The following is a 24769-nucleotide window of genomic DNA, read 5'->3' on the forward strand; positions in this document are numbered from 1 at the left end:
AAACCCTTCGTTTCATGTGAAGGGTTTTTTCTTTGTAATTTTTTTTGTAAATTAAAATAAACCTTTAAAAAACACCACGATATGTTGCCACATACGTTTAAAAATTCCTGCTTCTTGAACTTGGGTCTCAGCGACCAGTGGGACAGACGCCACAGGTTTACCATTGAGCATAGCAACCAGCTTACCCACTTCTTGCCCCTGCGCTAACGGCGCTTTGACATCGGCTGGCAAATTGACCACGGTACTGATTTTTTCTTGATCTAGCTTTGGCACTAGGACTTGTAAATTGCCTTTGCTGACGACGTTGACTTTATCGACAGCACCGAAGTTGACTGGCACGCTGCCGTAGTTTTTTTGTGCCGGGGCGGCAATTTTAGTGGCAAAATTACTAAACCCCCAGTTGAGTAAGTTACGCGATTGGTCTGCGCGCTCTTGCACGCTTTTAGTACCCATAATCACTGAAATCAGGCGCATATCACCGCGTTTACTCGACGCTACTAGACAGTAACCTGCTTCGTCGGTATGCCCTGTCTTTAGACCGTCTACCGTTGGATCGGTGAACAATAACGCATTGCGGTTGCCTTGGGTGATGCCGTTATAAGTAAATTGTTTTTGGCTATAGATGGGATAATACTTTTTGCTGTTCTTAATAATGGCTTGGGCAAGTTTCGCCAAATCTTCGGCAGACGCTTGATGGCCTTCTTGTGGCATACCGGTCGCATTCATAAAATGCGTATGGGTCATGCCAATTTTTTTGGCTTCTTCATTCATCAAATCGGCAAACGTGGTTTCGCTACCGCCAATGTGCTGTGCCATCGCTTTTGATGCATCATTACCCGATTGGATAATAATACCTTTTAACATATCAATCACAGGGGCGGTTGTATTGACAGGGACATACATACAAGACTCTTTACTTGAGCCTTTACACCAAGCCTCTGGGGTCATGAGGATGGGTTCATTTTCTTTTAATGCCCCTGATAGCAGCCGCTGCTCAATGATGTAACTGGTCATCATTTTGGTCAATGACGCAGGTGGGAATGGCTGAGCGGCATTTTTTTGAGCCAATACCGTACCCGTATCATAGTCAATTAAGATAAAAGCAGAATTGTCTAGTTCAGGCTGTTGTATGGCGGCATTTGCCTGTACAGTTGTGGCAAAAAAACTGGCGGCGACAAAAGTGCCGACCATCAGACGTTGGGTATATTGCGGTATTGCGATTGCTTTCATCTCACTCACTCTTAGCTCAAATCAAATGCGACCTGTTTGCTTGGCCGCTTGGTAAAACAAATTGCCTATATTAGCAAAAAAAATCGTAATTCAACACTGTATTCGGTCTAAAAATCAACGATTTATCATAATTGACTTCCTCCTCTCCCTAAAGTGAGGGGATTCCTTCTACAAGACGGTTAAGCCCAACCGCAAGAATGTTCTTACTGGCGTTAATATCTCTATCATGCCGTGTGCCACACGTTGCACAAGTCCATTCTCTTATTCGCAAACCTGCTCTACCTTTCGGACTACTGGACATATCGCCACAGCACGAGCAAGTTTGGGTAGTGTATTTCTCATTTACGATTTCAAAACGGCAACCTGCGTTCTCGCATTTATAGGTCAGTTGTCGCTTGAGTTCAAACCAACCTGCATCGTAAACCGATTTGGCTAGTTTGCCTTTTTTGCTGTTAAATTGGGTGGTTTTAACATCACCCACCACGATTAGGGCATTGTCTTTAACTAATTGGGTGGTGAATTTGTGGATTAGGTCTTGCCGTGTATGTTTGATTTTGGCATGGATAGCCTTGACACGCTGTTTGTTTTTGGCTCTTTGAGCAATGGCTAACGCTTTGGCATATTTGAGCGTTTGCTTGATTTGTAGTTTATCGCCATTTGAGGCGGTGGCACTGTCTTTTAAGCCTAAATCAATCCCAACGCTACCCATTCCGCAAGTAGTTTTAGGGTATTGTTTGACGGTAATACAGGCATACCAACGGTTACGGCTGTCTTGGACAATTTCCAGCGTGTTGATTTGATATAGGCTAAGGTTGTAGCTGTCCCATAGATCAATGACTAGCTTTTGCCCTTTGGCTAAAGATAGTTGTAAGGTAGATTTTAAGCCCTTTTTACCAGTTTGGTGTGTGGCAATGTGCTTAATGGCGGATTGTTTGAATGGTAGCCAACCTAAGTTTTTACGCTTTGATTTTGGGTTGTTGGTTCGCCATGACAATTTAGCTTTTTTGGATTGGCGACGCGATTTGGTGTGGGTTTCATTGATGGCTTGAATAGTTTGAGAATGTAAACCAAGTAACTCACCGCTACCTTTGGTGTAGTCGTTTAGGTCATAAGCACTAAAGAATTTGCCAGTTTTTTGTAGGTGTCTGTAACTCAAATCATTGACATAATTCCACACGAAATTGACCGAACCGCTTAGGCGGTTTAATTGGTCTGCGTGTTTATCTCGTATGCGTAGCTTGAGTGTTTTCATAGGTTTAAGTATAATTAGATTTTTATATTCTATAGTTGGTCTAAATATATGTCAAACGATTTAAGAATTGGTAGGCACGTTGTTTACAATCTTCATGTGCATTTGGTCTTTGTGGCTAAATACCGCAAAAAAGTATTCACTAAAGAGATTTTAGAAGACATGCAGGTTATCTTTGAGAAAGTTTGTTCAAAGTTTGAGGCGCAACTAGTAGAGTTTGACGGTGAAAGTGACCATGTGCATTTACTGGTGGTTTATCCGCCCAAAGTGGCTATTTCTAGTTTGGTGAATAGCTTGAAAGGCGTGTCTAGTCGGTTATTGCGTAAAAAAGAATATCCTTCTATTAAAGAGCAGTTATGGGGAGAAGCGTTGTGGTCGCCTAGTTATTTTGCAGGTAGTTGTGGCGGTGCTCCAATTGAAATTATACGCCAGTACATTGAACAGCAAAATACACCGCACTAAATACCATCTGTGTGTAAGCATGATTGCGGAGTTGCCTTATATCCACCGCCTGAAGTCGGTGGTTTTACGGCAACAGAGGATAAAACCCCCTAAATCAGTTAGGGGGTGTATAGGATAGGTTGACTTATAATTATTATTTACTGTTGGCAAGGTCTTTGCATAGTTCAAGATTCTCCGCTTTTGGATAACTGAGTGTCCATTGGCGGGTTTCATTCAAAATTTGCTTGTAATCTTGCTGAGAGGATAAGTACTGCACCGCTAAACGAGGATCGCTGATGGTCGGCATTAATTTTTTTAGCTCGACATTATAAGCAGTGTTAAACGCTGTTTGTTGCGATTTATTCAGCATTGGTGGGCAGATTTCTGATAACACTTGTAATACCGCCACTTCTTCTTTGGTGGTCGACAATTCTGACATATCGATTGCGATAGTATCGTTATTTTTATCTTCAGCGATACCACTCACGGTGACGCCCATTAACAGCATGCCTATCATAGCTTGACTGATTTTGCCCAGTTTAATCATACGGTGTCCTAACGTTATCTAAGTAAAATACAGCCCATATCATACTAAATAATCAAAAAAAATATAGCGAATAATCACGCTATATAGTCAGTATTTTGTGAACGAGTAAATTTTTTTGAAACAGTTTAGCAATATACCGCTAGGTAAAAACTTTTATACCATCCATCTCACGGCTTAGTTTAATAGTTCAATCGCTTGAATTTGCAAAACACTCTCTGCTATCTGGCTAAAATGAACATCGACATTTTGATAACGCATGACAAATGGGGTATTAAGCGCTTGCTGTCGATACGCAGGTCTGGGGTCTTGGGCAATGAGTTGCTCGATGGTTTGCCAATCTGTTTGATTCAGCTGACTTTTTATTGCAATATTGGATAAATCCTGCAATAAATCGGGATGCCAATGCACCGACTTAATGATGGGTTTTTGGCTGGCATACCCAGCAATCGCATCATCGATACTATCGCTATAAGGCAAATACGGTTTGATATCAATAACTGGTGTGCCATCTATCATATCACCGCCGATGATATGCAGCCTCAAACCCGCCTCGCTGTTTTTAATATGTGAAAATTTGACCACTGACAATCCAATATTTGCCGGTCGATACATACTTCGACTGGCAAAGACCCCAATCTTTTGATTGCCACCAAGTCTCGGTGGACGGACTGTTGGCTGAAAATTTGACTGATTTGCATTGATTCGATTTTGATGAAACTGCCATATAATCCAAAGATGACTAAATTGCCCAATGCCTTCAAAAGCACTGAGCACATTGTAGGGCGGCAACATGCTGATAGTAGCGTTGATATCGACAAGATTGGGCTGGCGAGGCGTGCCAAACTTTTGTTTAAGTGGAGAGTTCACAATGCCGATAATCGGCAGGGTAATTTGTTGTGGTAACATAATGGGTCATTAAAATATGATATTTTAAACTATTATTATGCCATTTTTTTACGCCCAAATTCGACTAAATCATCAAAAATTTGCTATCATATCGCCCCAGAATGTCAATATTAACCCGCTTTTTTTATCCTTTATTCACTTTTATTTTTCTCTATGACCAATACAAGGTTGGGCGCTATGTCAAAATTTTATGAAGAAACCGTTACCTATGTGCATCATTGGAATGACACATTATTTACCCTAAAAACTACCCGTAATGCAGGTTTACGTTTTAGGAATGGTGAATTTGCCATGATTGGTCTGGAAGTCAATGGAAAACCTTTGATGCGTGCCTATTCAATTGCCAGCACCAACTATGATGAAGAGCTCGAATTTTATTCTATCAAAGTCCAAGATGGTCCTTTGACGTCGATTTTACAGCATATCAAAGTGGGTGATAAATTATTGGTGAGCAAAAAACCCACTGGCACCCTCGTGCTTGATGACCTAAACCCTGGCAAGCATTTGTATATGTTAGCAACGGGTACAGGCTTGGCACCATTTTTGTCACTTGCCCGTGACCCAGAAGTGTATGAGCGTTTTGAGAAAGTTATCGTGGTGCATGGCGTACGCTATGTGAGTGAGCTAGGCTACCGTGAGATGTTTGAAAAAGCCTTGTTTGAAGATGAGTTACTGGGTGAATACGTTAAAGATAAACTTATCTATTATCCCACGGTCACGCGTGAGCCGTTTCGCAATGAAGGGCGTATGACCGATTTAATGAAGTCTGGCAAGTTATTCCAAGACATCGGATTACCACCCATCAATCCAAGCGATGACCGCGCGATGATTTGCGGTAGCCCATCTATGAATAAAGACGTGGCGTCACTACTCGATGAATTTGGTCTTAAACCATCACCTCGTATGGGTGGCACGGGTGATTATGTGGTTGAACGCGCCTTTGTCGAACAGTAAAAGTTAAACAGTAAAATCATAAAAAGAGCCTTACGGCTCTTTTTTTATAACTCAAAATTAGTAGCTATACTCTAACACCAAATTACCACCCGCATCTTTATCATCGCTGATGCTGTCTTTTTTACCCCAAATACCCAGTTTAACCGAGGTTTTGTCATTGTATCTATGTTTCCAATCGGCTTCGACAATATCCAAATCTTGCTTGGTGGCAAAGGCTGAATTAATCACTTGATTAGATTGATTGACTTTGGCATTGGCGTATTTTAACCCAAGCTGATTATTAGCGTTAATATTACCTGATAACCCCACACTAATGATTTCACCATCCCCACCAATCGGATGACCTAGCGGCAAGCCCTTTTGATAATAACCATCTGTATATATTGAGTGACCATAAATAATATTAGTTTTGTCTAAATCATAATAAGTATTCGCCCATTCTGCATGCCATAACCAAGGCTGTTGAAACAGTGGAATAGCACCTTTTAACCCTGCCAAATACGCCTTTTTACTAGGCAAACCACCTGCTTCATCTTCCCCAATAAATTCACCATACACACTCACCGGCAAATTCATCAAGGATTTTAAATTCAGCTGTGCATCAATTCCTGCGATTTGATTTGAAGGATCTTCATCTTCGCCGCCATTATCATATTTACCGATTAAAGCCTTACCTAAAGACTTTAGGCTTTCAGACTTATTATCGCCACCCCACATTAAGGAACGCGATGCGCCGATTTGAAAGGCTTCATGCGGTTGAAAACTCGCTCGCATGCCAATCAATTTAGTGTGAGGCTCTGCCTTATAGTCTTGTAATTGGCCGGCAGTAATTTGGTAATTAAAATTACCCAGTTTTGATAATATAGGAAAATTAATGGGGGTATTATTGGCGCGCTGCATTAAAAAGCCCGTGACAGGTCTAGCCGCATCACTGCGAATTAAACTGCCATCAACCCCGTTGCCCCACCATACCGGAATACTACCAAAGGCAATGCGATGATTGCCTAATTTGGTACCGATGTAGCTGCCATCAAGATTAGACGACTTGCTAGGCTCATCATCATCGACATTTAAGGTTCCTTGAATTTTATAATCAATGTTCTCACCTGCATGACTATGAGAAATACTAACACCCAAAGGCGTCACCGTATTGCCTTCTGTATTAAATCCGCTAAACACAGCGCGCTCGTCACCATTCACGTTGCTCACTATTTGTAGCTTGGATACATCGTTGGCTTCAAGCTTTTGCTTAACTTGACTAATTAACAGTTTATCATTGTCTGATTTGGGCTGCGCTTGACTCAAAGCTGTCTCTATAGCATCTGAACTAATCGGCCAAGTTGATATATCAACATTTACAACGCCGTTGATTTTTAAAATCTCAAGTGTTTGACGTAGATCACTATCAATTTGAACTAATTGACCTGCCTGACTAAATTGTGAGAGTCCAAGTAGTACACCCAATGAGAGATATTTAACCGTTTTATTTGTCATACGAGGCTCACAATTTATGTATTGGCAGTGAATAGAGTGGTTAGCACATCAACAGTGGTAGTAGCAATCGTTTGCATTTCATTTGTTGTCAATGTCGGGTGGATTAAAAACATCAAGCTTGTTTCCCCTAATTCTTTAGCAACTGTCAATCGCGCTTTGGGACGCGATGGATGATTGTCAAATGCTTTTTCTAAATAAATTTCCGAACAAGAGCCAGAGAAACAAGGAATTTTTTTCTCATTAAGCGCATTTAAAATACTATCTCGATTGATATTTTCTGGCAAGTTTTCAGGTCTCACATACACATAGTATTTATAATACGCATGGACAGAATCGCCACCCATGACTTGGTGAAATTCTATATCTGGTATGCGTAAAAATTGTTGCTCACCTGCAAACTGTGTTAGAGCATCACGCAAAATCTTGGCATTTTGTGTACGAATCTTGGTCCACTCTGCCATTTTTTTAAGCTGAATACGACCAATCACCGCTTGCATTTCCATCATACGCCAATTGGTGCCAAAGCTGTCATGTAACCAGCGAAAACCCGGTGGGTGTTGTTTATGATAAATACTATCGTAGTTTTTACCGTGGTCTTTATACTCCCACATTTTTTGCCATAATGCTCTGTCATTGGTGGTGACCATACCACCTTCGCCGCCTGTGGTCATGATTTTATCTTGACAAAAACTCCAAGCACCAACGTGACCAATACTACCCACTGGTTTACCTTTATACTTGGCGCCATGCGCTTGGGCACAGTCTTCGATAACCCATAGGTTATGCTGCTTGGCAAGTGCCATAATCTCATCCATATCGCAAGGCCAGCCAGCTAGATGCACGCAAATGATGGCTTTGGTTTTATCCGTAATTTTTGGTGCAATTGTGGTCGCAGAAATATTACCCGTATTGTTATCTACATCTGCGAACACCGGTATTGCGCCAGCATTGACGACGGTTGAAACACTGGCGATAAAACTACGTGGCGTGACAATCACTTCATCACCCTCACCAATACCCATGGCTTGTAACGCAACATCGAGTGCCAATGTGCCATTTGCCAGTGCCACTGCATAGTCTGTCCCTGCCCATGCGGCAAATTCTTTTTCAAACTCTCGACATTCTGTGCCCGTCCAGTAGTTGACTTTATTGGACAATAGCACCTGTGACACGGCATCGGCTTCTTCTTGGGTAAAGCTAGGCCAAGGGGAAAATTGGGTGTTTAACATGTTTTATATTCTCATATTTTTGAAAATGAAGTTAACGATTTTTTTAGTTTTTGATCAAAGGTCTTGCAGGGTTGCCGACAACAGTTACGCCAGCGGGTACATCTTTAGTGACGACTGCCCCCATGCCAACGATAGCGCCTTTACCAATTATTAATGGCTTATCTGGTGTACCTTGTCGTAGCACCGCGCCTGTTCCAATATAAGCATGGTCTTCGATATGCACATTGCCATTGCAACTAACCCGTGGCGCAAAAGTAACAAAATCACCAATCACACAGTCATGTTCAACATAGCTATATAAGTTAGCATGAAAACACTTACCGATTTTGACATTGGCACCAATAGTAACAAATGGACTCAATGCCGCCCCATTGCCAATTATGACATTATCCATTATAACAGCTGATTGGGATTTGACAGTCCAAATGTTGATGCCATCTTTGGTGAGTTTTTCGGCCAATTTTTGGCGGATATTGCTATTAGCAATGGCAATCAACACATACTTTTCTTGCGCCTTCATCGCCTTGAACATCTCATAGTTAATGGTTGTATGACCATTGATTTGCTGCTCAGTGGTCACCTCGTCATCGATAAAGTAAATCGTTTGGTCATCTGGCACACAATCTCTAGCAACTGGCATCAAGCTTCTGCCACAACCTGATGCACCATACACGGCATAGATTTTATTCATGCACAGTTCCTGTAAATTTTGTCCCTGTAAACTTTGTCATCGTTGCTTCACCATCGGCACTGATACCGTCTTTAATAATGACTTTTTTGACGGTTTTTAGCAAGATTTTCATATCTAACCAAAATGATTGATGCTCAACATACCATGTATCAAGCTTGAACTTATCTTCCCAACTCAAGCTATTGCGACCATTGACTTGTGCGTAACCTGTTACCCCTGGACGCACGTTATGACGTTTGGCTTGTTCGGCGTTATATAAAGGTAAATACTCCATAAGTAAAGGCCTAGGACCAACCAAACTCATATCCCCTTTGAGCACATTCCAAAGTTCGGGCAACTCATCAAGGCTACTGGCACGCAGTTTTTTACCAAATTCTGTCAAGCGTTCACTATCTGGCAGCGCATTACCCGCTTTATCCGTCGCATCTTTCATGGTGCGAAATTTAATCATCTCAAATGGCCTACCATGTAAACCTGGGCGTACCTGACGAAATAGCACAGGTGAACCTAGTTCCTTTTTAACTTTATGAGCAGTAATCGCAAGTACAGGCGATATCACCACAAGGGCAGACGCAGAAGCGGCAATATCAAAGGCACGTTTTAGCATTTATACTCCTAAAATTTTTAGTAGTCGCTCATTGACTTTTCGAGCATCAAATTTTTCTTGGGCTATTTTATAACTTTCTTCACCCATTACTTGAATTTGTTCTGGATTTTCGATGAAATAAATCATTTTCTCGGCTAAAGCCTGCGGATTCCACTTGGGTACAATAAAGCCATTTTTGCCATCTATCACAGTTTCACGACAACCGGGCACATCTGTGGTGATGATGGCACGTCCGACTGCCATGGCCTCTTGGGTACTGCGTGGCACACCTTCGCGGTAGTATGACGGCAATACAAAAACATGGCTATTAGCTATCCATTCAGACACATTATTCACCTGCCCCGGATATTCTATAATATTCGATTGGACTAATTCATCTAATTGAAATTTTGTCATTGCCCCGTGTGCGTGCTCATCAATACCACCTAACACTGTGAAAATCACATTTGGATAGATTTTTTTCACAAGTTTAGCAGCTTCGACAAAATCAAAAATTCCTTTTTCTCGTATCAATCGAGCAATAAATAAAAATCTTGTTTGAGATTCCAAACTAATCGGCTGATATGGATAGTCTTTTAGATTCAAGCCAATGCCACCCAAAACTTCAATTTTTTTAACACCAATGTGGTGTGATTTTAATAAATCAATCGGGTCATCTGGGTTAAGAAAGATTACTTTATCTGCCAATGGCAATGCCAGTTTAAATAGAGCGACTTGCACTCGTTGTACGATTTTGGCTTTTTTTGAGTAGCCTTCTGGCTGCTCGGTAAAGGCAAAACCCAAGCCTTCTATCATGGCAATTTTTTTGGATACTCTAGCAAGTTTGGCAGCGAGTGTGCCATAGATAACAGGTTTGATAAAATAACTAAGGACAATATCGGGCTGGATTTTTTTGATTTTTTGATAAAGACTTATCGTGTTAGATAAATCTTTATAAGGATTAAGACCGCCTCGGCTGAGTTTATAATGGGTAGGAATAGCGCCTATGTGGGCAATTTTGGCAAGCTCCGTTTTATCACTGTCTGACGTGAAGGCATATACGGTATAGCCTTTATCAATCATTGATAATATAAGGTCTTTTCTGAAGGTGTATAAACTTGAAGCAATAGTACCTATAATAACTATTTTCATGATTTATTACTCAACTGCTGAATAATATTTAATTGCTTTTCATACTCATTTCGAATAACAGTAGAAACCTCTCTCTTGCTTCTACGATTCAATATGATATGCATCATCTTCATTGCATCAGCAATGTTTACAATCATTTTTTTCGCAGCAAACTTTCGCATGATATTTTGATAATCTTTTTCAGAAAGAATACTGTTGTAATATTTACTAATAATTTGCATTTGCGTATTATAACCCTTCAGCATTTTCTTCTTTGTAGCACTGCTTTCTTCTCGATAGTAATATAAATATTCTGGCAAAAAACCAACTTTTAAATCATTGTTAATGGCAGCAGATAGCCAAAGTTCATGATCTTCTGCAAGTGCATTAACTTCATTGTATAAATTACGTTCGCACCATGCTTTTTTAGCTAATATAGAGGCATGTAAAATACCCGACTGACCAAGTAAGGCATCTTTTTTTGTAATTTGCTTTGGAAAATAAGTCCTAGTACCGATAATTTCATTACTATTTTTAATGGAAATCATAGAAGTAGAAACCAAGTCAAATTGTGGATTGCATTGCAAAAAATTTAATTGTTTAGCTATTCGTTCTGAATGCATCATATCATCGGCATCCATTCTTGCAATGTAATCCCCTTTGGCTTCACGGATAATTTGATTTAATCTCGCAGGTAATTTTTTATTTATACCATCTGAAATCACCCTAATCCTGCTATCTTGTTTTGCGAAATCTTTAGCAATCTCGAGTGAGTTATCTTTTGAGCCGTCATTAACTAGAATAAGCTCAAAATTTTGATAGCTTTGAGCTAATATCGATTTTATGGCATCTGCTAGGAAATCTTCTGCATTATAGATGGGAATACCTATAGTAATGAGTTTCATAATTTATTCTCCTTGACCTCTTTGGCAAAATAAAACACTACTATTAATATCCAAAAAGCTAATGTTCTTGCATTATAAGTTGAGAATCCGTAAAACATAGGTCCTAAAAGAATTACTTTTTCTGCAAATGTTAATCTTTTAAAAACTCTGCTTAAGAAATACAAAAATAATATTAAACCTGTTATTCCATAATAAAAAGCAATACCAAACCATGTAGAATGTATTTCATGCCCTGTTTCAGAAAACCTTGAGTAGCCACCTTGACCTGCTCCCAAAATACTATATTTTGGATAGTTTAAAAGATGGTCAAGACCTCTATCAGAAATTTGTTTATCTTCTTCATCAACACCCTCTGTAAATCTAGTGATGATATTATCTAAGTACCCATACTTATATAAAATATATCCTGCAATTCCTACACAACAAGCAGCCAAAAGAACTAAAATAATTTTCTGTTCAATTCTACCTTTTTGTTGCAATATCAGCCCTAATGTTAAAACCGCTAATCCAATAGTTGCAGACCTTGACATTGTCAAAAGAATTATAAACACGGACAAAGCATATATGATTATTTTGATATAATTTTTTTCAAAAATTATAAAACTCATAGCACATGCTGATAATATCCAAAATGCCATTTGATTTGGGTCATTGAAAAAACCATTATATCTAGGTGCAAAATCATATCTACCACCACCAATAGCCCAAATTAAAATACTCAAGACTAAGCTTAAAGGTATAAAAAATTTAAGATATTTAATGAATGCTTGAATAGAGACTTCATCTAAGCTTGTCATTACTGCAAATACCATTAGATTAAATATCCAATACAACAACGAAACTATGTATGAAGTATCTCCGAATTCTATAATAAGAAAAGCCATGTTTACTACATAGGCATATGTGGAAAATATTGCTAATGCTTGTAGCGCTGATGAATACTTAAGCTTTTTATATTTTGAACAATATGCGATTATTGCCAAAATTATTATAATATGTGATGGCTGAGGTAGACCACTTGACCAAAGGTAAAACTGGCTTAAGAAAAATCCTAACGCGATTAATAGAGCAATATTCATCTAATCAACCAAATTGAAAGTAAATATTAGTTAGTTCTTTAGAATTTTTATGAATATTAAACCCTTTGATCGACATAGAGCTTAGAATTTTATCCTTTTCTATTTTTCTGGTATCAAATTTAGTTATCTCACAAATCCAAGAATTAACTTTATCTAAATCTTTAAAATTGATTAGATTTAAACCCAAATCAACTTCTCTTGATATATTGGCTGAAATTAGTGAAGGTAAGCCTATTGCTTGACTTTCGACTAACACAACTGGAAAACCTTCATGGAGCGACGGCATCAACATTAAATCCGCTCCTGCCATTAACTCTGGCACATCATCTCTAACGCCTAGTAAATGTACTTGTTCTGATAACTCATATTCTATTATTAAATCTCGAATTTTACTTTCCAAACCGCCTTGCCCAACAATAAAAAAAGTAAATTCAAAACCTTGTTCTCTCAACGCTTTGGCAATTTTCAATGAAAATTCATGATTTTTTACTTCAGTTAATCTGCCAACTTGGATAAGTCTAAGCCCTTTATGTGGCAATACGTTATCCCAGTAACTTTTTTGAGTTGTTGCAACATCGGCATATTTTTTTAAATCTATCGCATTATTTAATATCAAGACGTCATCTGCAGTGCCATACAGATATTGGGCAGCTTCAACCCCACAAGCTATTCGATAAGTTGCTAATTTTTGAATGGTCTTTTTAGCCCAAATTTCATATAGTTTTTTTAATTTTGAATCTGCGCCATTACTTGTGTTGTGAGAATGAGAAATTCTATGCTTGATTCCAGCACTTTTAGCAGCTATTAAATGAAAGGCATTATTAAGCAGGACATGAGAATGTATTATTTGATATTCGGGATGGGATTTTAAAAATTTCTGTAATTTAAACATGCGACTTATAGAGTCTTTAGCCACGATTGGAATAATCTTGCCACCCATTGCAATGATTTCATCATCATAATCACCTTTGTCATAAGTAAAAGTAACAAAGTCAAACTGTACTTTTGAACGGTCAATCTGACGGTATAGATTCATGAGCATGGTCTCAGCCCCTGCTCTGTCCATTTTACCAATGATATGAAGAATACTTTTCATTTTATGACTCTATAATTAATTTTTTTATCTAAGCAAACTTGTGTACTAAAGATTTTAGTTAGTGGATATAAAGGTTTCTAAATTGGTACATAAGTACTAATTCAAAATTATTTTAGTATACGATTTAACTTCTTAATTGAGCTAAAAAAGTAATTATATACTTAGATTTAAATTTAATTAACATAAAATAGATTTTATCTTGCATGGTAATAGGCTTATAAAATTTATAAAACTGTCTTAGATCATTGTCATTCAACATTTTACTTACATATGCTAATTTTTGATTGAATATAAATTGATTATTAAAATGAAATAAATTTAGTACACAGTATCGTAAACCGCCGATTAAATTTGTCGCTAATATCTCTTTTTTATTAATAAATGACCATGTATCAATAAATTCTAATAATGCTTTATGTTTCAACTTTACCCAATCAAAGCTATTTTCATGAAATTGTTTTGTCAGTGTTTCCACTGGCCTTTGAATATAATGTACATAGGCTTTCTTGTTAAATAAAATTCTATCTGAATGTTGGTATACCTTGGCATTAAATAGTATATCTTCAAATAATGATATTCCATTTATAAAGCTTATATTATTTTGGTTTAAGTACTGCTTACGATAAATTTTATTCCATGCATAACCTAGAATATTTAACATATAAGGTGATAGATGAATAGCTTCACCATTTAGCCAAATATTATCTTCAGGTAAATGTTTAACTTGTTTAATTAATTTTTCCTCTTCATCTACACTATCTTGATAAAAGCCAAACACCAAAAAATCTAATTGCTTATCAACCATAATTTCTATATTTTCTTTTAGTAAATTATTTTCAATCCAATCATCAGAATCTAAAAAAAATATATATTCACCCGTGGCTATGTTAAGACCAAAGTTTCTAGCATCTGATATACCACCATTTGGTTTAGTGTAAACCTTTACTCTATTATCTGCTTTTTCAAATTCTTTGGCGATAGCTTCACTATTATCTTTTGAGCCATCAATCACAATGATTAACTCAAAGTTTTTATAGGTCTGATTAAGTACAGACTTAATAGAGGATGCTATATAATTTTCTACATTATACACTGGCATTACAATTGAAACTTTCTGCTGTAAATACATGATTGTTCTCACTAACTTCTATCTATCAATAATAATATTTTTCAATGAAGGTAAATTAATTTTTAAATAATAATTCATTAAATAATACTTTATTATACAGTTGAGATTACTTAGTACTTTAATTAGCCATTTTTTGCTTCTTTAGTTTATGATGTAGCCAAATCCACCCTATAAATATGAAACCATGTTGATAAAAGTTATGATAGCCTTGACGTTGTATCAAATTTAGATCAACCCTATTTTCCAAATCTCTTAGTGGAAAATAATTTTTCATTACTTGTAAAGGTTTCATGTTGAATTTGTTAACACTGTCAGTAATATAATCAGCTAAACAATATATATAAGTTATTGCATACAGCTTATTACTCAGTATTTTTTCATAGGAGTAATTAATCACAAATTCATAACTTAATTTCTGTTTCTTTATATTACTTAGATTTACAGCTCTGAGACTACTTTCAGCATTACTTCGATAATAATAACTTACCATTTTAGAAAAATATAAGTTACGAGCTCTAATAATTACATCCGTCATAAATATAATATCTTCAAAATAAATACCTGGGATAAATCTTTTATCTGCAAATACTTCTCTTTTGAAAATATATAACCATGGGTACCAATTATGCTGATTAAAAATTCTTTGTTTTACTTCTTGAGTATTTTCAACATAACCCTCTTGATCAGATAAATAAATTCTAAAATTAGTATCGTTAGGTTTCCTTAGAAAACGCTCTGCTTCACAGCATATTACATCAGGTTGATAAGTATCAATTATTTCTACGACCTGTTTAAAATAATTTTCAGGTAAAATATCATCAGAATCTACGAAAGCCACGTAACTACCGATAGCAATATCTAAGGCGGTATTTCTGGCGACACTCTGCCCTTGATTTTTTTGACTAAGAACTTTAAATTGATTAGATTTAATTTTTGGCAAGTTTAAAATAATATCATCAAGTACTTTTTTTGAATTATCCGTTGACCCATCATCAACAATAATTACCTCAACTTCCTCAGTAATCTGACTTTTTATACTATTAATACACTCTACAATATAATTTTCAACATTGTACATTGGTATTACTAAACTTAATTTAATCCGTGACATCTTCCTACCTTATCTGTCATTATATTTTACTAGATTTCTAAAACCCTTTTTAACACTATTAATTAAAAATGTTTTATATTTCTTATTTAGACCAAATATACATGATATAAAAGTGTAATCATTTTTCTTAAGTAGAATTCATACCCATTCTCTATAATTAATTTAAAAATTTTTAAAGTTTTTTGAATAAGTACGTTATCGTACGCAGTAAAATTTTAATCATTAAGTTATTTAGCGCTACTAAATCCAATTGTTTGCAATAGTATTTCTTTTGCCCTCAAAGGTTTATAAAATAGATTAATTATAAAGCTTGAAATAAACTCAGTGATAATAATTGCGTAAGCGCCGCCAATAACGCCATAAAGTCTTACGAAAATATATGTAAGAGGTACATTAATTACACAGGAAAATACCATCTTATTAGCTAAGAATTTATAACCTCCATATTTTAATGTCAATCTAAAGAAGAAAAATCCCATGACTGAAAAGTAATTTGCTAAGAGTAGATAGTAAAATATCTTAATTGAAGGTATAAACGCATCACCGTATAATTTAGTAATAATGAATTTACCGAATAAAGCTAACATTGTAATAATAAAAATACAAAAAATACTAATACTCCTAAACAATCTTACTGATTTTTTTAGTGATTTTTCCTCATCCCTTTCATTATAAATGCCTGATAGATAAGACATCATAAGAGTAACAGGTACAAAATACCAACAACCTGCTAGCGTTGAGGCGATTGAATAGTAACCAACTTCTTTAGTACTTTCGAGAGAAGCTAAAATCAAGTTAGCACATTGCGTATAAATTGTGACTGATAAACTCGATACAACTAACGGAATTCCAACTTTTAAAAAATATCTGTAATAACTAATAAAATGAATAATCTTTAATTTAGGATTTTGCAATTTAACTTTAGAACTAAAGATTAACTGTCGTAATACAAACGGTACAAAAGCAGTAAGAATAATTGGAATTGATAATAATTCAATAGGCAAGTTAAATTTTACTATCAGATATCGTGAAATCAAGCTAATTAGGATACCAACTGAATTTGCCATTACATTATACTTAGAAAGCAAAATAGCATCCAAATGAATAGCTCTAATATCAATGACACCAATATACACTGCTAAACAGGTTGCCACGAAAAACACTGTATGCTGACCACTACCATAAAAATAAAACCAGCCCAACGTTAAGACAGAAAAAGGTATATAGATACTGCTTATAATATAAATTGCATTTACAATTAATTGGCTATTTTGATAAGATTTTTTGCTTGCCTGCTTAAAATAAATTTGATCTATCCCTAATATTGCTACCGCTCTTATAATAGCAAAAATAGTGCCTGCTAATGCTAACTCTCCATATACCGAAGGCCCTATATATTTTGCCACTAAGGAAGTGACAAATATTAAGCCAAAAAAACTTATACCTTTTTCACTTACCATCCATAAAGAATTTTTTAATCGTCCATTTAATATCTTCTTTAGACTATTTTTCATTAGCGTTTCTTATCTTTATATAATGAGCCGTAAATACTATTTGCATTAATTAATTTACTTTGTAGTAAATACTTTAAGAACGTACGTTCAATGGACGTAATCTTGACAATTGGTAACCCCTTGGTCTTATGTATGTTTTTAAATGCTAAATAGCTATTTATCTTAATAGCATCCCATTTCACATTTTCATGAATCAAAAAAGCATTATTTTCGCACTTTCGAAGATAAAAATTGTATTGAGTGGGATGGTTTAATAACACTAATTGGGCAGCTAAATAAGCCAAGAGATAATCAGGTCTATCTATAGATTGTGAAATCTGAGTATAATTTGAATTTTCCTTTAATTTAAAAAAATATTTTTTTGCTCCCATAGTCAATAAAGGCGCTAATGCCTCATACCATTTTTTTATAAATTCACTATTTGGCGGGGCAGCCAAAAACCAATTTTCTATAATCGGTCGAGAAAAATCAGTCGTTGATTTTTCACGATAAAAAGCAATCAAATCAAAATTATTAATATTATCAATTTGTAAAAACCAGGAAAGCGGTTTTAATAATATCGTAGTAATATCTAGCCAAATACCCCCATACTTATAAAGCAGCGCCAATCTAATTACATCACTTTTATTGGCAATAGGGATTTCAATATTTTCATCAAATACTAACTCATCTAAATATAAATTTAAATTCTTAAAAGTTACTAAATTTAATTGATATTCAGGATTATCAATTTCTATACGTTCTTTAAATAGATTAACCTCTGCAGGAATATTTTCACTATCCCAAAACATCCAAATTATTTTTGGTATATCAGCATTTTTTTTATTATTATTTTTAATGATAATATCTTTCTCTAATTGCTCATTATAAACTAGCTTAGAAAACTCATTAAAGTTAAATGTCATTTTCTCTTTTAAAAAAAGTGCGTATTCATATAGACCTAAATTTTTTAACAGTTGAGTTTTATTCATTGGGGTTAAACCATAGTAAATAGATAGACTTTTAGAAATGAATACATATTTCATTAAATTAGATAGGCTAAAACCATTAGTAATTTTCTATATTACAGATGCCTATTAGCTAGGGGTTAATTCTATTCCTATATCCCTCGACAAAATACTCAAATCTCTGTCTTAGCCAATATAAATCTTTTTCATTATTATATTGTTCGATAATATGGTCTATGAAATTATCAAGTTCAATCTTAGCAAAACTACGTTCTCTTGCTTGCATAATTAATGGATGCTGGGTCTTCTCTATATTATCCCCATCGATGATTAACTCTTCATACAGTTTTTCACCAGGTCGTAAACCCGCAATGACAATTTCAATATCGCCATTCGGATTATTTTGGTCTTTAACTTTAAGTCCACTTAAGCTAATCATACGTTTTGCCAAGTCCATAATCTTGACTGGCTCACCCATATCCAGCACAAACACCTCGCCGCCATGTGCCATCGCACCTGCTTGGATAACCAGCTGGGCAGCCTCAGGAATAGTCATAAAATACCTTGTCACGTCTGGATGTGTCAGGGTGATAGGCCCGCCAGCGGCAATTTGTTTATTAAACAGCGGTACAACAGAGCCTGATGAACCTAATACATTACCAAATCTCACCATACTGATAGTGGTTGTTGATTGGTCTGCAGCCATCGCTTGACATGCCAACTCTGCCATGCGTTTGGTCGCGCCCATGACATTGGTTGGTCGGACGGCTTTGTCAGTGGAGATGGCCACAAAGGTTTCGACACCTGCACTGACTGCGCCTTTTAAAGTATTGTAAGTGCCAACAAAATTATTGATTACACCCTCGTATTCGTTACTTTCAACGATAGGGACATGTTTATAAGCGGCTGCATGGTAGATGGTTTGAACCTTGTACTGATTGCATAGCAGTTGAATAAGTTTTTGATTGGTAACACTGCCTAGGTGCACATAGAGCGGCGTCACAGTCGGTAGTTGCCGGTCTTGCTGCATATTTTTGGCAAGTTTTTGTAGTTCACTGTGTATGGCATACAGTGCATATTCAGATAACTCAAACAATACCAGTGCTTTGGGTTGCTGCTTTAAAATTTGGCGACATAACTCACTGCCAATTGAACCGCCCGCCCCTGTGACCATCACAACTTTATCTTTGATGTTTTTGGCAAGTAGCGACATATCTGGTTTAACCGTATTTCGTTGTAGTACATCTAGCACATCAACCGGTTTAATATCTGATAATTTGATACGACCACTGGTGATTTCTTCCAAACTTGGAATTTCACTAATTTTAACTGGTACATTTTCTAATTGCTTGACAATACGCTCTTGGATATGACGCTGATGGCTGGGGAGTACAAAAAATACATGATTAACTTCTAATTCTGCAATTAAAGACTCAAGGTTATCTTTAGAATAGACTTTAACCCCTAATACCCTAGCACCAATAAAGTTATCATTGACATCGATAATCCCAACTATTTTAAATTGGTGAGTTTGATGCAGCACATGCATCAAATCTTTGGTGATGTGACCCACACCATAAATTAATACATTTTCTTTTTTTTGTGTGTAAAATTCAGGATGCAATGTTCTTGAAATAATAAATTGCAAAACAATTCGGCTATTCCATATCCATAAATAAAGCAAAAAAACATGGATAGCGGTCGCTGCTCTAGGAATATCAGGCGTTACTCCTAAAAAAATCAGTATTTGACTAATTAATAGATAACCTAACAAAACTACGAGCGCCCAGCGCATACTCTCATCTTGAAAAACTCGGATAACATGCGAGTAAAAATTAGTAACCGCTAAAAAGACAACAGGTAAAGCGGCAAGTAACATAATTGACAAAATATTGGTATGAAAATCAAATTTTGCATACCTTAGGGCAATCGCTAAAATCAAAGTAATAATAGATGCAATATAATCTATCACAAACAGACTCACTACTTTTAGCCAGCGAGGCTGTTCAATCGCATTGGATAGTACAGTAAAAGCTAAAGGCGCTTTAGTAGCGTTAGTTGTATTGCTCATATAAAACCTAGTAGATGATATGGCTATGATTTATCTTTATATCGTTAATTTTTTGATTTATATTCATAACCATAGTGATAATTATAGGCGCCAATTAAAGACTGCTTAGCATCATTGAAAATAATCCCTTCTACTTTTACATTCGCACGTTGTAGTTTTTCGATTGCATAATTTACCTGTTTTACGTTTGAAACGTCATATCGTACGACAAATAAGACTGCATCCACCAACTGCCCTATCGATAGCGCATCTGAAGTGCCCATTACAGGTGAGGTATCGATAATGATATAATCATAAAACTGACGATAAAAATCTAGAAGCGCTTTCATTTTTCCATTTAAGATCAATTCTGAAGCGTGGCTATGGCCTTTGCCCCTAGGTATAAAATGCAGATTTTCATATAGCGTGGTTTGAATCATATAGCTGCTATTAGCCGCATCAATCGTATCATCAACCAAATAATCAACCAGTCCATTAATATTTGGCAAATTAAATCGATCTTGCAGATGACCTAATCTAGCATCCGCATCAATTAACAGTACCCGTTTGCCTGTCATCGCCATCGCCACGGCAAGGTTGGCGGCAATAAATGACTTACCAATACCAGGTCCTGCACTGGTCACTAACAACGTATTGCCATCAGTTTTTGTTGCATTAAACAATAAATGAGTGCGAATGGACTTAAAGCCTTCACTAACAATACCTTCAGGTTCAATGTTTTCAACCAAAGGAATTTTAGTTGATTTACTTTTTAACAACCGCGTTAATCGAGGCGAATGAGGAATGACACCGATAACCGGAACATCCGTGTTGTTCTCTAATTCTTCTAAATTTTTCACGCCGGCGAATAGCAATGACTTTAAGAAGGCCAGTCCGATGCCTAGCATTAACCCTAAAAGGGTCGCGATTAAAACAATTTGCGCCTTTTTAGGGGCAATTGGTACATAAGTGTTAATCGGTAAATCGATGATGCGTACATTGCCCAGCTGTCCAGATTTGACAATTTGAAGCTGCTCATAATTTTTGAGCATATTTAAATAAATCTCATTGCTAATCTTAACATCACTTGATAATTCCAAAAATTGCCGCTGAACCTCTGGAATACGCGTAATATTTTGTTTAAGCGCTTCTTCTTTGTCTCTTAGCTCCTGTATTTGCATATTTAATTGCTTTAATACTGGGTATTCATCCGTGTAACGCTCGGATAATTCTGCTCGTTTTAGCTCAAGCTCACGTAGATTAGTTTCAATTGTCGCTCTTTGTGTGACCGCCAATTCCGCTTCTTTATCTATATCAACTGTCGCATTTTGCTCACGAAAATTATTAAATTTTGCTTCCGCTTCGGCAAGTTTTGATTTGAGTTTAGGCAGTTGCTCTTGCATAAATGCCAGGGTTTTAGTCGTTTCCGCGCTACTTTTATCAAGATTTTGCATTTCATACATTTTAACGATGCGCGTTAATGTATGGGTGATTTCATCTTGATTAGCGCCTGTAAGTGAAGCGTCTAAAATGCCTGTTTGTTTACCTTTTTCAGCCACCGCAAGATTTGCTCTAAGGTTATCTATCGCCTTAGCCGGTGTAAGTTTACTCAAGTTATAAGAATAACCAGGTGCTAATGAAGTGACTTGAATATCTATATTACCCGCACTCGTTTTGAAACGTGATGCCGTTGCAACTTTACCGGTAAACTCAGCGCCATCAGGCGAAATCAGTTTAAAATCTTGGCTGTCAATTGCTGTCAACACGAAATTCTTGTTTTGATAAGCTAATGGTACATTAAATTCAACTATCCAAAGCCCCTCCTTTAAGTTACCCACACCATTGTCTGTATGACTAACTAGAACACTTTTCTTGGTAAGTAATTTGTCTAAAAAACTGTCTTTAAGTTGATTGACAGTTAAATCCAAATGCAATTGGTTAATGACAGGCCACAGAATCATGCGAGAATTGATGATTTCTACTTCCGTTTGTGCAGAACCATCTTGAGCGTTTAGAAGACCGGCAACATCCTCACCTAACGCAGAAACGCCTGAGGATTTTTTGTCAACTTGGATCAATGAGTTTGTTTTATAGATTGGCGTTGCCGATTGGGCATAATAGAGACCGCCTAATAAACCAAGTAACAGCATTGATAAAATTAATTTCCAATGATTTAATAGAACTGCGATTAACGCTCTTAAATCAATTTCATCATCATTTACTTTCTGATCCATGCTTACTCACTTGATTCTAAACTACGATAAAATACATTTTAATTGTTACAGAATAAATAAATCTTTCTTATAATTTCGAAAAACTTGTTCGCGTCAGAATTTACGCTAATTTATCCTTCCAACTTTCTACGGCTTCACTGAGTACTGCTCGACTTTCATAAAATTTCTCAATAGGTAGTTTATAAGGATCGGCTACATTTTTGTTTATCCAGTGACCAATCCGATATACTTTCCCACGTTGGCTTGAGTAATTTTGTTTTATCCAACTCTCTTGATCTTTGGACATACACAGTACTAAATCAAAGGTTTGCATCAATTCTTGGGTAAGCTGCTGCGCGCGATGACTACTCATATCAACATTCCATTCATCCATCACTTGAATGGCTTTTTCATCTGCCCCTTCACCCACTAATGCGCTTAATCCCGCTGATTTAACGATTAGATTAGGATGCTGCTGCTGTAAGAGCGCTTCACCGATAGGACTACGGCAAATATTACCAACGCATACCACTAAAATTTTTTTAAATGACATAATAAAAACCTAGCTATTAAAATTGTCTTACAACTCCAGGTAATGCCGCTGAAGGAAGGATTTGACTAAGAATGCGATTCCAGCGTGTTAAACCAGTTGGGTCTACATACACCACATCACCCGGCTGCATTTTAAAGCGATTTGCTAAAGAAAAATTTGTTAGGGAAGTCATATCAACGTAATAGATATTAGCATTATTCGACGAATTTTCACGTAATACATAAACTTTTTTAGCATTCGCAGTAGTACCAATTAATCCATTCGCTTCCCCTATGACTCCAGCCAAACTGATACCGTTTTCAGGAATTTCAATATTACTGATTTTATTAAACTCGCCCATGACAGTAATTTTATTTTCGGTCAAATCACCGATTTTGATTGTATCACCATTACGAATTATCACTTGATTAGGAGAATACCCAGCATTTTGCAGTGACTTGAAACCAAAGTTATAGGTTCTTCCAGCTCTAATCAGCTGGATATTATTTGTATCAGATTTTTCACTCGTACCACCTGCCATACTGATAGCGGTATAAAGATTGATAGGCTGATCCGCAATGTCATATTGCCCAGGCGATTTTACTTGGCCATCAACATAAAATTTATTACCACGGTAGGAAAGTACACGAACTTGTGGATCTGGATGTTTAAGATAACGTGATAAACGAATAGTTAATTGACTAGTGAGTTCAGCTACTGTAAGCCCCTCTGCCTTTATTCGTCCTATCATTGGAAATTGAATATAACCGCTTTGATCAACTAAAAAGCCACTGCCGTAAATGCTATTCCCTGCTGCTGAACTAGTACCAACAACTTCAGGATATCCCGGAAGATTAATTCCTAATACATCTCCTTTAGCAATACGATTATATACACCCCCGCCTCTTGTCAATGGAGGAAAAGAGACCGTTCTTTTAGCAAAAATATCAGGAGCGGGTATATTGTTTACACTTAACTCAGCCACATTAAATCGTATACCATTATCTGCAACAAATGAAACAGGTTGATCTGGCGTCAAGACTTCTGGCAGTTTACCCGAATACATTCCACTAGTAATAGCGGTTTTAGAACTACAGGCGCTAATAGATATAACTAATAATAAAGGCGATAGTTTTATGAGCTTTGCTAACATGTGACAATCTCGTAAGATAAAAGGCTCGTAGGATAAAAGGCAAAATCTAACAGTAAACCAATAATAGTGCGTAATTGTAATCAAAGTTGAATGCTACACGCTTGTAAATTTTGTAAATTTAAGTAAGCAATATGACCGTCATCACCACTTAATTTTTTTATTAGCCCCTAACAAAAGTATTAGCACTGCGACTGAGTAACATGTAATCCATTATAGCATTATAGATTTGCTTGATAAACAATTAAAAATAATACCTTAATCATTCTTTTATAAAGCAATTTTAGTTCAAAAAAAAAGCCCCTGTTATTAGGAGCTTTAATTTGGTACCAGTGGTCGGACTCGAACCGACACGCTTTTAAAGGCAACGGATTTTGAATCCGTCGTGTCTACCAATTTCACCACACTGGCATAGATGGCTATAGCTTTTTAGTTTATCTGTAATTGGCTATGTGGGGTGGTATTTTAGCAACTTTATTTTTTTTTGCAACAACTTTTTAAATTATTTCTGCGTCAAAACAAAAAATACCTAAAAAATAATTTCTCAATAAAATCGATACGTTTTTTACACACTCACTTACTACT

22 protein-coding genes and 1 tRNA gene are annotated in these 24769 nt (G+C 36.3%); 2 read left to right on the forward strand and 21 right to left on the reverse strand.

The features are described from left to right. Nucleotides 1-51: 51 nt before the first annotated feature. Nucleotides 52-1191 carry a D-alanyl-D-alanine carboxypeptidase family protein gene (locus RTS10_RS02320; RefSeq protein ID WP_313379382.1) on the reverse strand — a complete coding sequence of 380 codons (1140 nt, stop codon included), beginning with the start codon at nt 1189-1191 and terminating at the stop codon, nt 52-54. Nucleotides 1192-1378: 187 nt separating this feature from the next. Further along, nucleotides 1379-2482 (reverse strand): RNA-guided endonuclease InsQ/TnpB family protein, encoded by a 1104-nt coding sequence (locus RTS10_RS02325; RefSeq protein WP_312539051.1) that lies wholly within the window; start codon nt 2480-2482, stop codon nt 1379-1381. Nucleotides 2483-2530: 48 nt separating this feature from the next. Between RTS10_RS02325 and tnpA the strand changes: the two genes are divergently transcribed. Continuing rightward, nucleotides 2531-2941 (forward strand): IS200/IS605 family transposase, encoded by a 411-nt coding sequence (gene tnpA, locus RTS10_RS02330; RefSeq protein WP_099834056.1) that lies wholly within the window; start codon nt 2531-2533, stop codon nt 2939-2941. Nucleotides 2942-3074: 133 nt separating this feature from the next. Here tnpA and RTS10_RS02335 read toward each other — a convergent pair whose 3' ends face one another. After that, a complete protein-coding gene (locus RTS10_RS02335) occupies nt 3075-3467 on the reverse strand; it encodes an MCR_0457 family protein (protein ID WP_312539053.1) in 393 nt (130 codons plus the stop codon). A 174-nt stretch (nt 3468-3641) separates the two neighbouring features. Then, the gene (tsaA, locus tag RTS10_RS02340) at nt 3642-4373 is read right to left on the reverse strand and encodes a tRNA (N6-threonylcarbamoyladenosine(37)-N6)-methyltransferase TrmO (protein WP_312539055.1); all 732 of its coding nucleotides are present in this window, start codon (nt 4371-4373) and stop codon (nt 3642-3644) included. A 177-nt stretch (nt 4374-4550) separates the two neighbouring features. On the opposite strand from tsaA, the gene RTS10_RS02345 reads away from it, so the two are divergent. Then, the gene (locus RTS10_RS02345; RefSeq protein ID WP_312539057.1) at nt 4551-5327 is read left to right on the forward strand and encodes a ferredoxin--NADP reductase; all 777 of its coding nucleotides are present in this window, start codon (nt 4551-4553) and stop codon (nt 5325-5327) included. A 57-nt stretch (nt 5328-5384) separates the two neighbouring features. Here the strand turns inward: RTS10_RS02345 and RTS10_RS02350 are convergent, their stop codons facing one another. The 17 genes from RTS10_RS02350 to RTS10_RS02430 form a co-directional block, all read right to left on the reverse strand. Next, the gene (locus RTS10_RS02350) at nt 5385-6821 is read right to left on the reverse strand and encodes a capsule assembly Wzi family protein (RefSeq protein ID WP_312539058.1); all 1437 of its coding nucleotides are present in this window, start codon (nt 6819-6821) and stop codon (nt 5385-5387) included. A 14-nt stretch (nt 6822-6835) separates the two neighbouring features. Then, entirely contained in the window at nt 6836-8050 is a 1215-nt protein-coding gene (locus RTS10_RS02355) for a DegT/DnrJ/EryC1/StrS family aminotransferase (RefSeq protein WP_312539059.1), read from the reverse strand. 43 nt (nt 8051-8093) lie between these two features. Further along, nucleotides 8094-8741, reverse strand: coding sequence for an acetyltransferase (locus tag RTS10_RS02360; protein WP_312539060.1), 648 nt, complete (start codon nt 8739-8741; stop codon nt 8094-8096). Next, on the reverse strand, nt 8734-9348 hold the full coding sequence (locus RTS10_RS02365; protein ID WP_312539061.1) for a sugar transferase: 615 nt from the start codon (nt 9346-9348) through the stop codon (nt 8734-8736). The genes RTS10_RS02360 and RTS10_RS02365 overlap by 8 nt, the downstream gene beginning before the upstream one ends. Further along, entirely contained in the window at nt 9349-10479 is a 1131-nt protein-coding gene (locus tag RTS10_RS02370; RefSeq protein ID WP_312539062.1) for a glycosyltransferase family 4 protein, read from the reverse strand. Then, nucleotides 10476-11363 carry a glycosyltransferase family 2 protein gene (locus RTS10_RS02375; RefSeq protein WP_312114892.1) on the reverse strand — a complete coding sequence of 296 codons (888 nt, stop codon included), beginning with the start codon at nt 11361-11363 and terminating at the stop codon, nt 10476-10478. Before RTS10_RS02375 ends, RTS10_RS02370 begins: the two co-directional genes overlap by 4 nt. Beyond that, nucleotides 11360-12442 (reverse strand): O-antigen ligase family protein, encoded by a 1083-nt coding sequence (locus RTS10_RS02380; protein WP_312114894.1) that lies wholly within the window; start codon nt 12440-12442, stop codon nt 11360-11362. Before RTS10_RS02380 ends, RTS10_RS02375 begins: the two co-directional genes overlap by 4 nt. A gap of 4 nt (nt 12443-12446) precedes the next feature. Beyond that, nucleotides 12447-13538, reverse strand: a complete 1092-nt coding sequence (locus tag RTS10_RS02385; RefSeq protein WP_312114896.1) for a glycosyltransferase — start codon at nt 13536-13538, stop codon at nt 12447-12449. A gap of 124 nt (nt 13539-13662) precedes the next feature. Next, nucleotides 13663-14667 (reverse strand): glycosyltransferase family 2 protein, encoded by a 1005-nt coding sequence (locus RTS10_RS02390; RefSeq protein WP_312539064.1) that lies wholly within the window; start codon nt 14665-14667, stop codon nt 13663-13665. Between the two features lie 118 nt (nt 14668-14785). Then, nucleotides 14786-15778, reverse strand: a complete 993-nt coding sequence (locus RTS10_RS02395; RefSeq protein WP_050325745.1) for a glycosyltransferase — start codon at nt 15776-15778, stop codon at nt 14786-14788. A gap of 227 nt (nt 15779-16005) precedes the next feature. Beyond that, nucleotides 16006-17292, reverse strand: coding sequence for an oligosaccharide flippase family protein (locus RTS10_RS02400; protein ID WP_312539066.1), 1287 nt, complete (start codon nt 17290-17292; stop codon nt 16006-16008). Beyond that, entirely contained in the window at nt 17292-18263 is a 972-nt protein-coding gene (locus RTS10_RS02405) for a glycosyltransferase family 32 protein (RefSeq protein ID WP_312114902.1), read from the reverse strand. Before RTS10_RS02405 ends, RTS10_RS02400 begins: the two co-directional genes overlap by 1 nt. A 109-nt stretch (nt 18264-18372) precedes the next feature. Then, nucleotides 18373-20310, reverse strand: coding sequence for a polysaccharide biosynthesis protein (locus RTS10_RS02410; RefSeq protein WP_312539068.1), 1938 nt, complete (start codon nt 20308-20310; stop codon nt 18373-18375). Between the two features lie 44 nt (nt 20311-20354). Next, complete coding sequence (locus RTS10_RS02415; RefSeq protein ID WP_312539070.1) at nt 20355-22523, reverse strand: polysaccharide biosynthesis tyrosine autokinase; 2169 nt, start codon at nt 22521-22523, stop codon at nt 20355-20357. Between the two features lie 100 nt (nt 22524-22623). Then, the gene (locus RTS10_RS02420; protein ID WP_312539072.1) at nt 22624-23055 is read right to left on the reverse strand and encodes a low molecular weight protein-tyrosine-phosphatase; all 432 of its coding nucleotides are present in this window, start codon (nt 23053-23055) and stop codon (nt 22624-22626) included. A 16-nt stretch (nt 23056-23071) separates the two neighbouring features. After that, on the reverse strand, nt 23072-24187 hold the full coding sequence (locus RTS10_RS02425; RefSeq protein ID WP_065252762.1) for a polysaccharide biosynthesis/export family protein: 1116 nt from the start codon (nt 24185-24187) through the stop codon (nt 23072-23074). Nucleotides 24188-24508: 321 nt separating this feature from the next. After that, a tRNA-Leu gene (locus tag RTS10_RS02430) sits at nt 24509-24595 on the reverse strand. Between the last annotated feature and the right edge of the window lie 174 nt (nt 24596-24769).

It is taken from the genome of Moraxella sp. CTOTU47616, from assembly GCF_032017465.1.
Classification (GTDB): Bacteria; Pseudomonadota; Gammaproteobacteria; order Pseudomonadales; family Moraxellaceae; genus Faucicola; species Faucicola tetraodonis.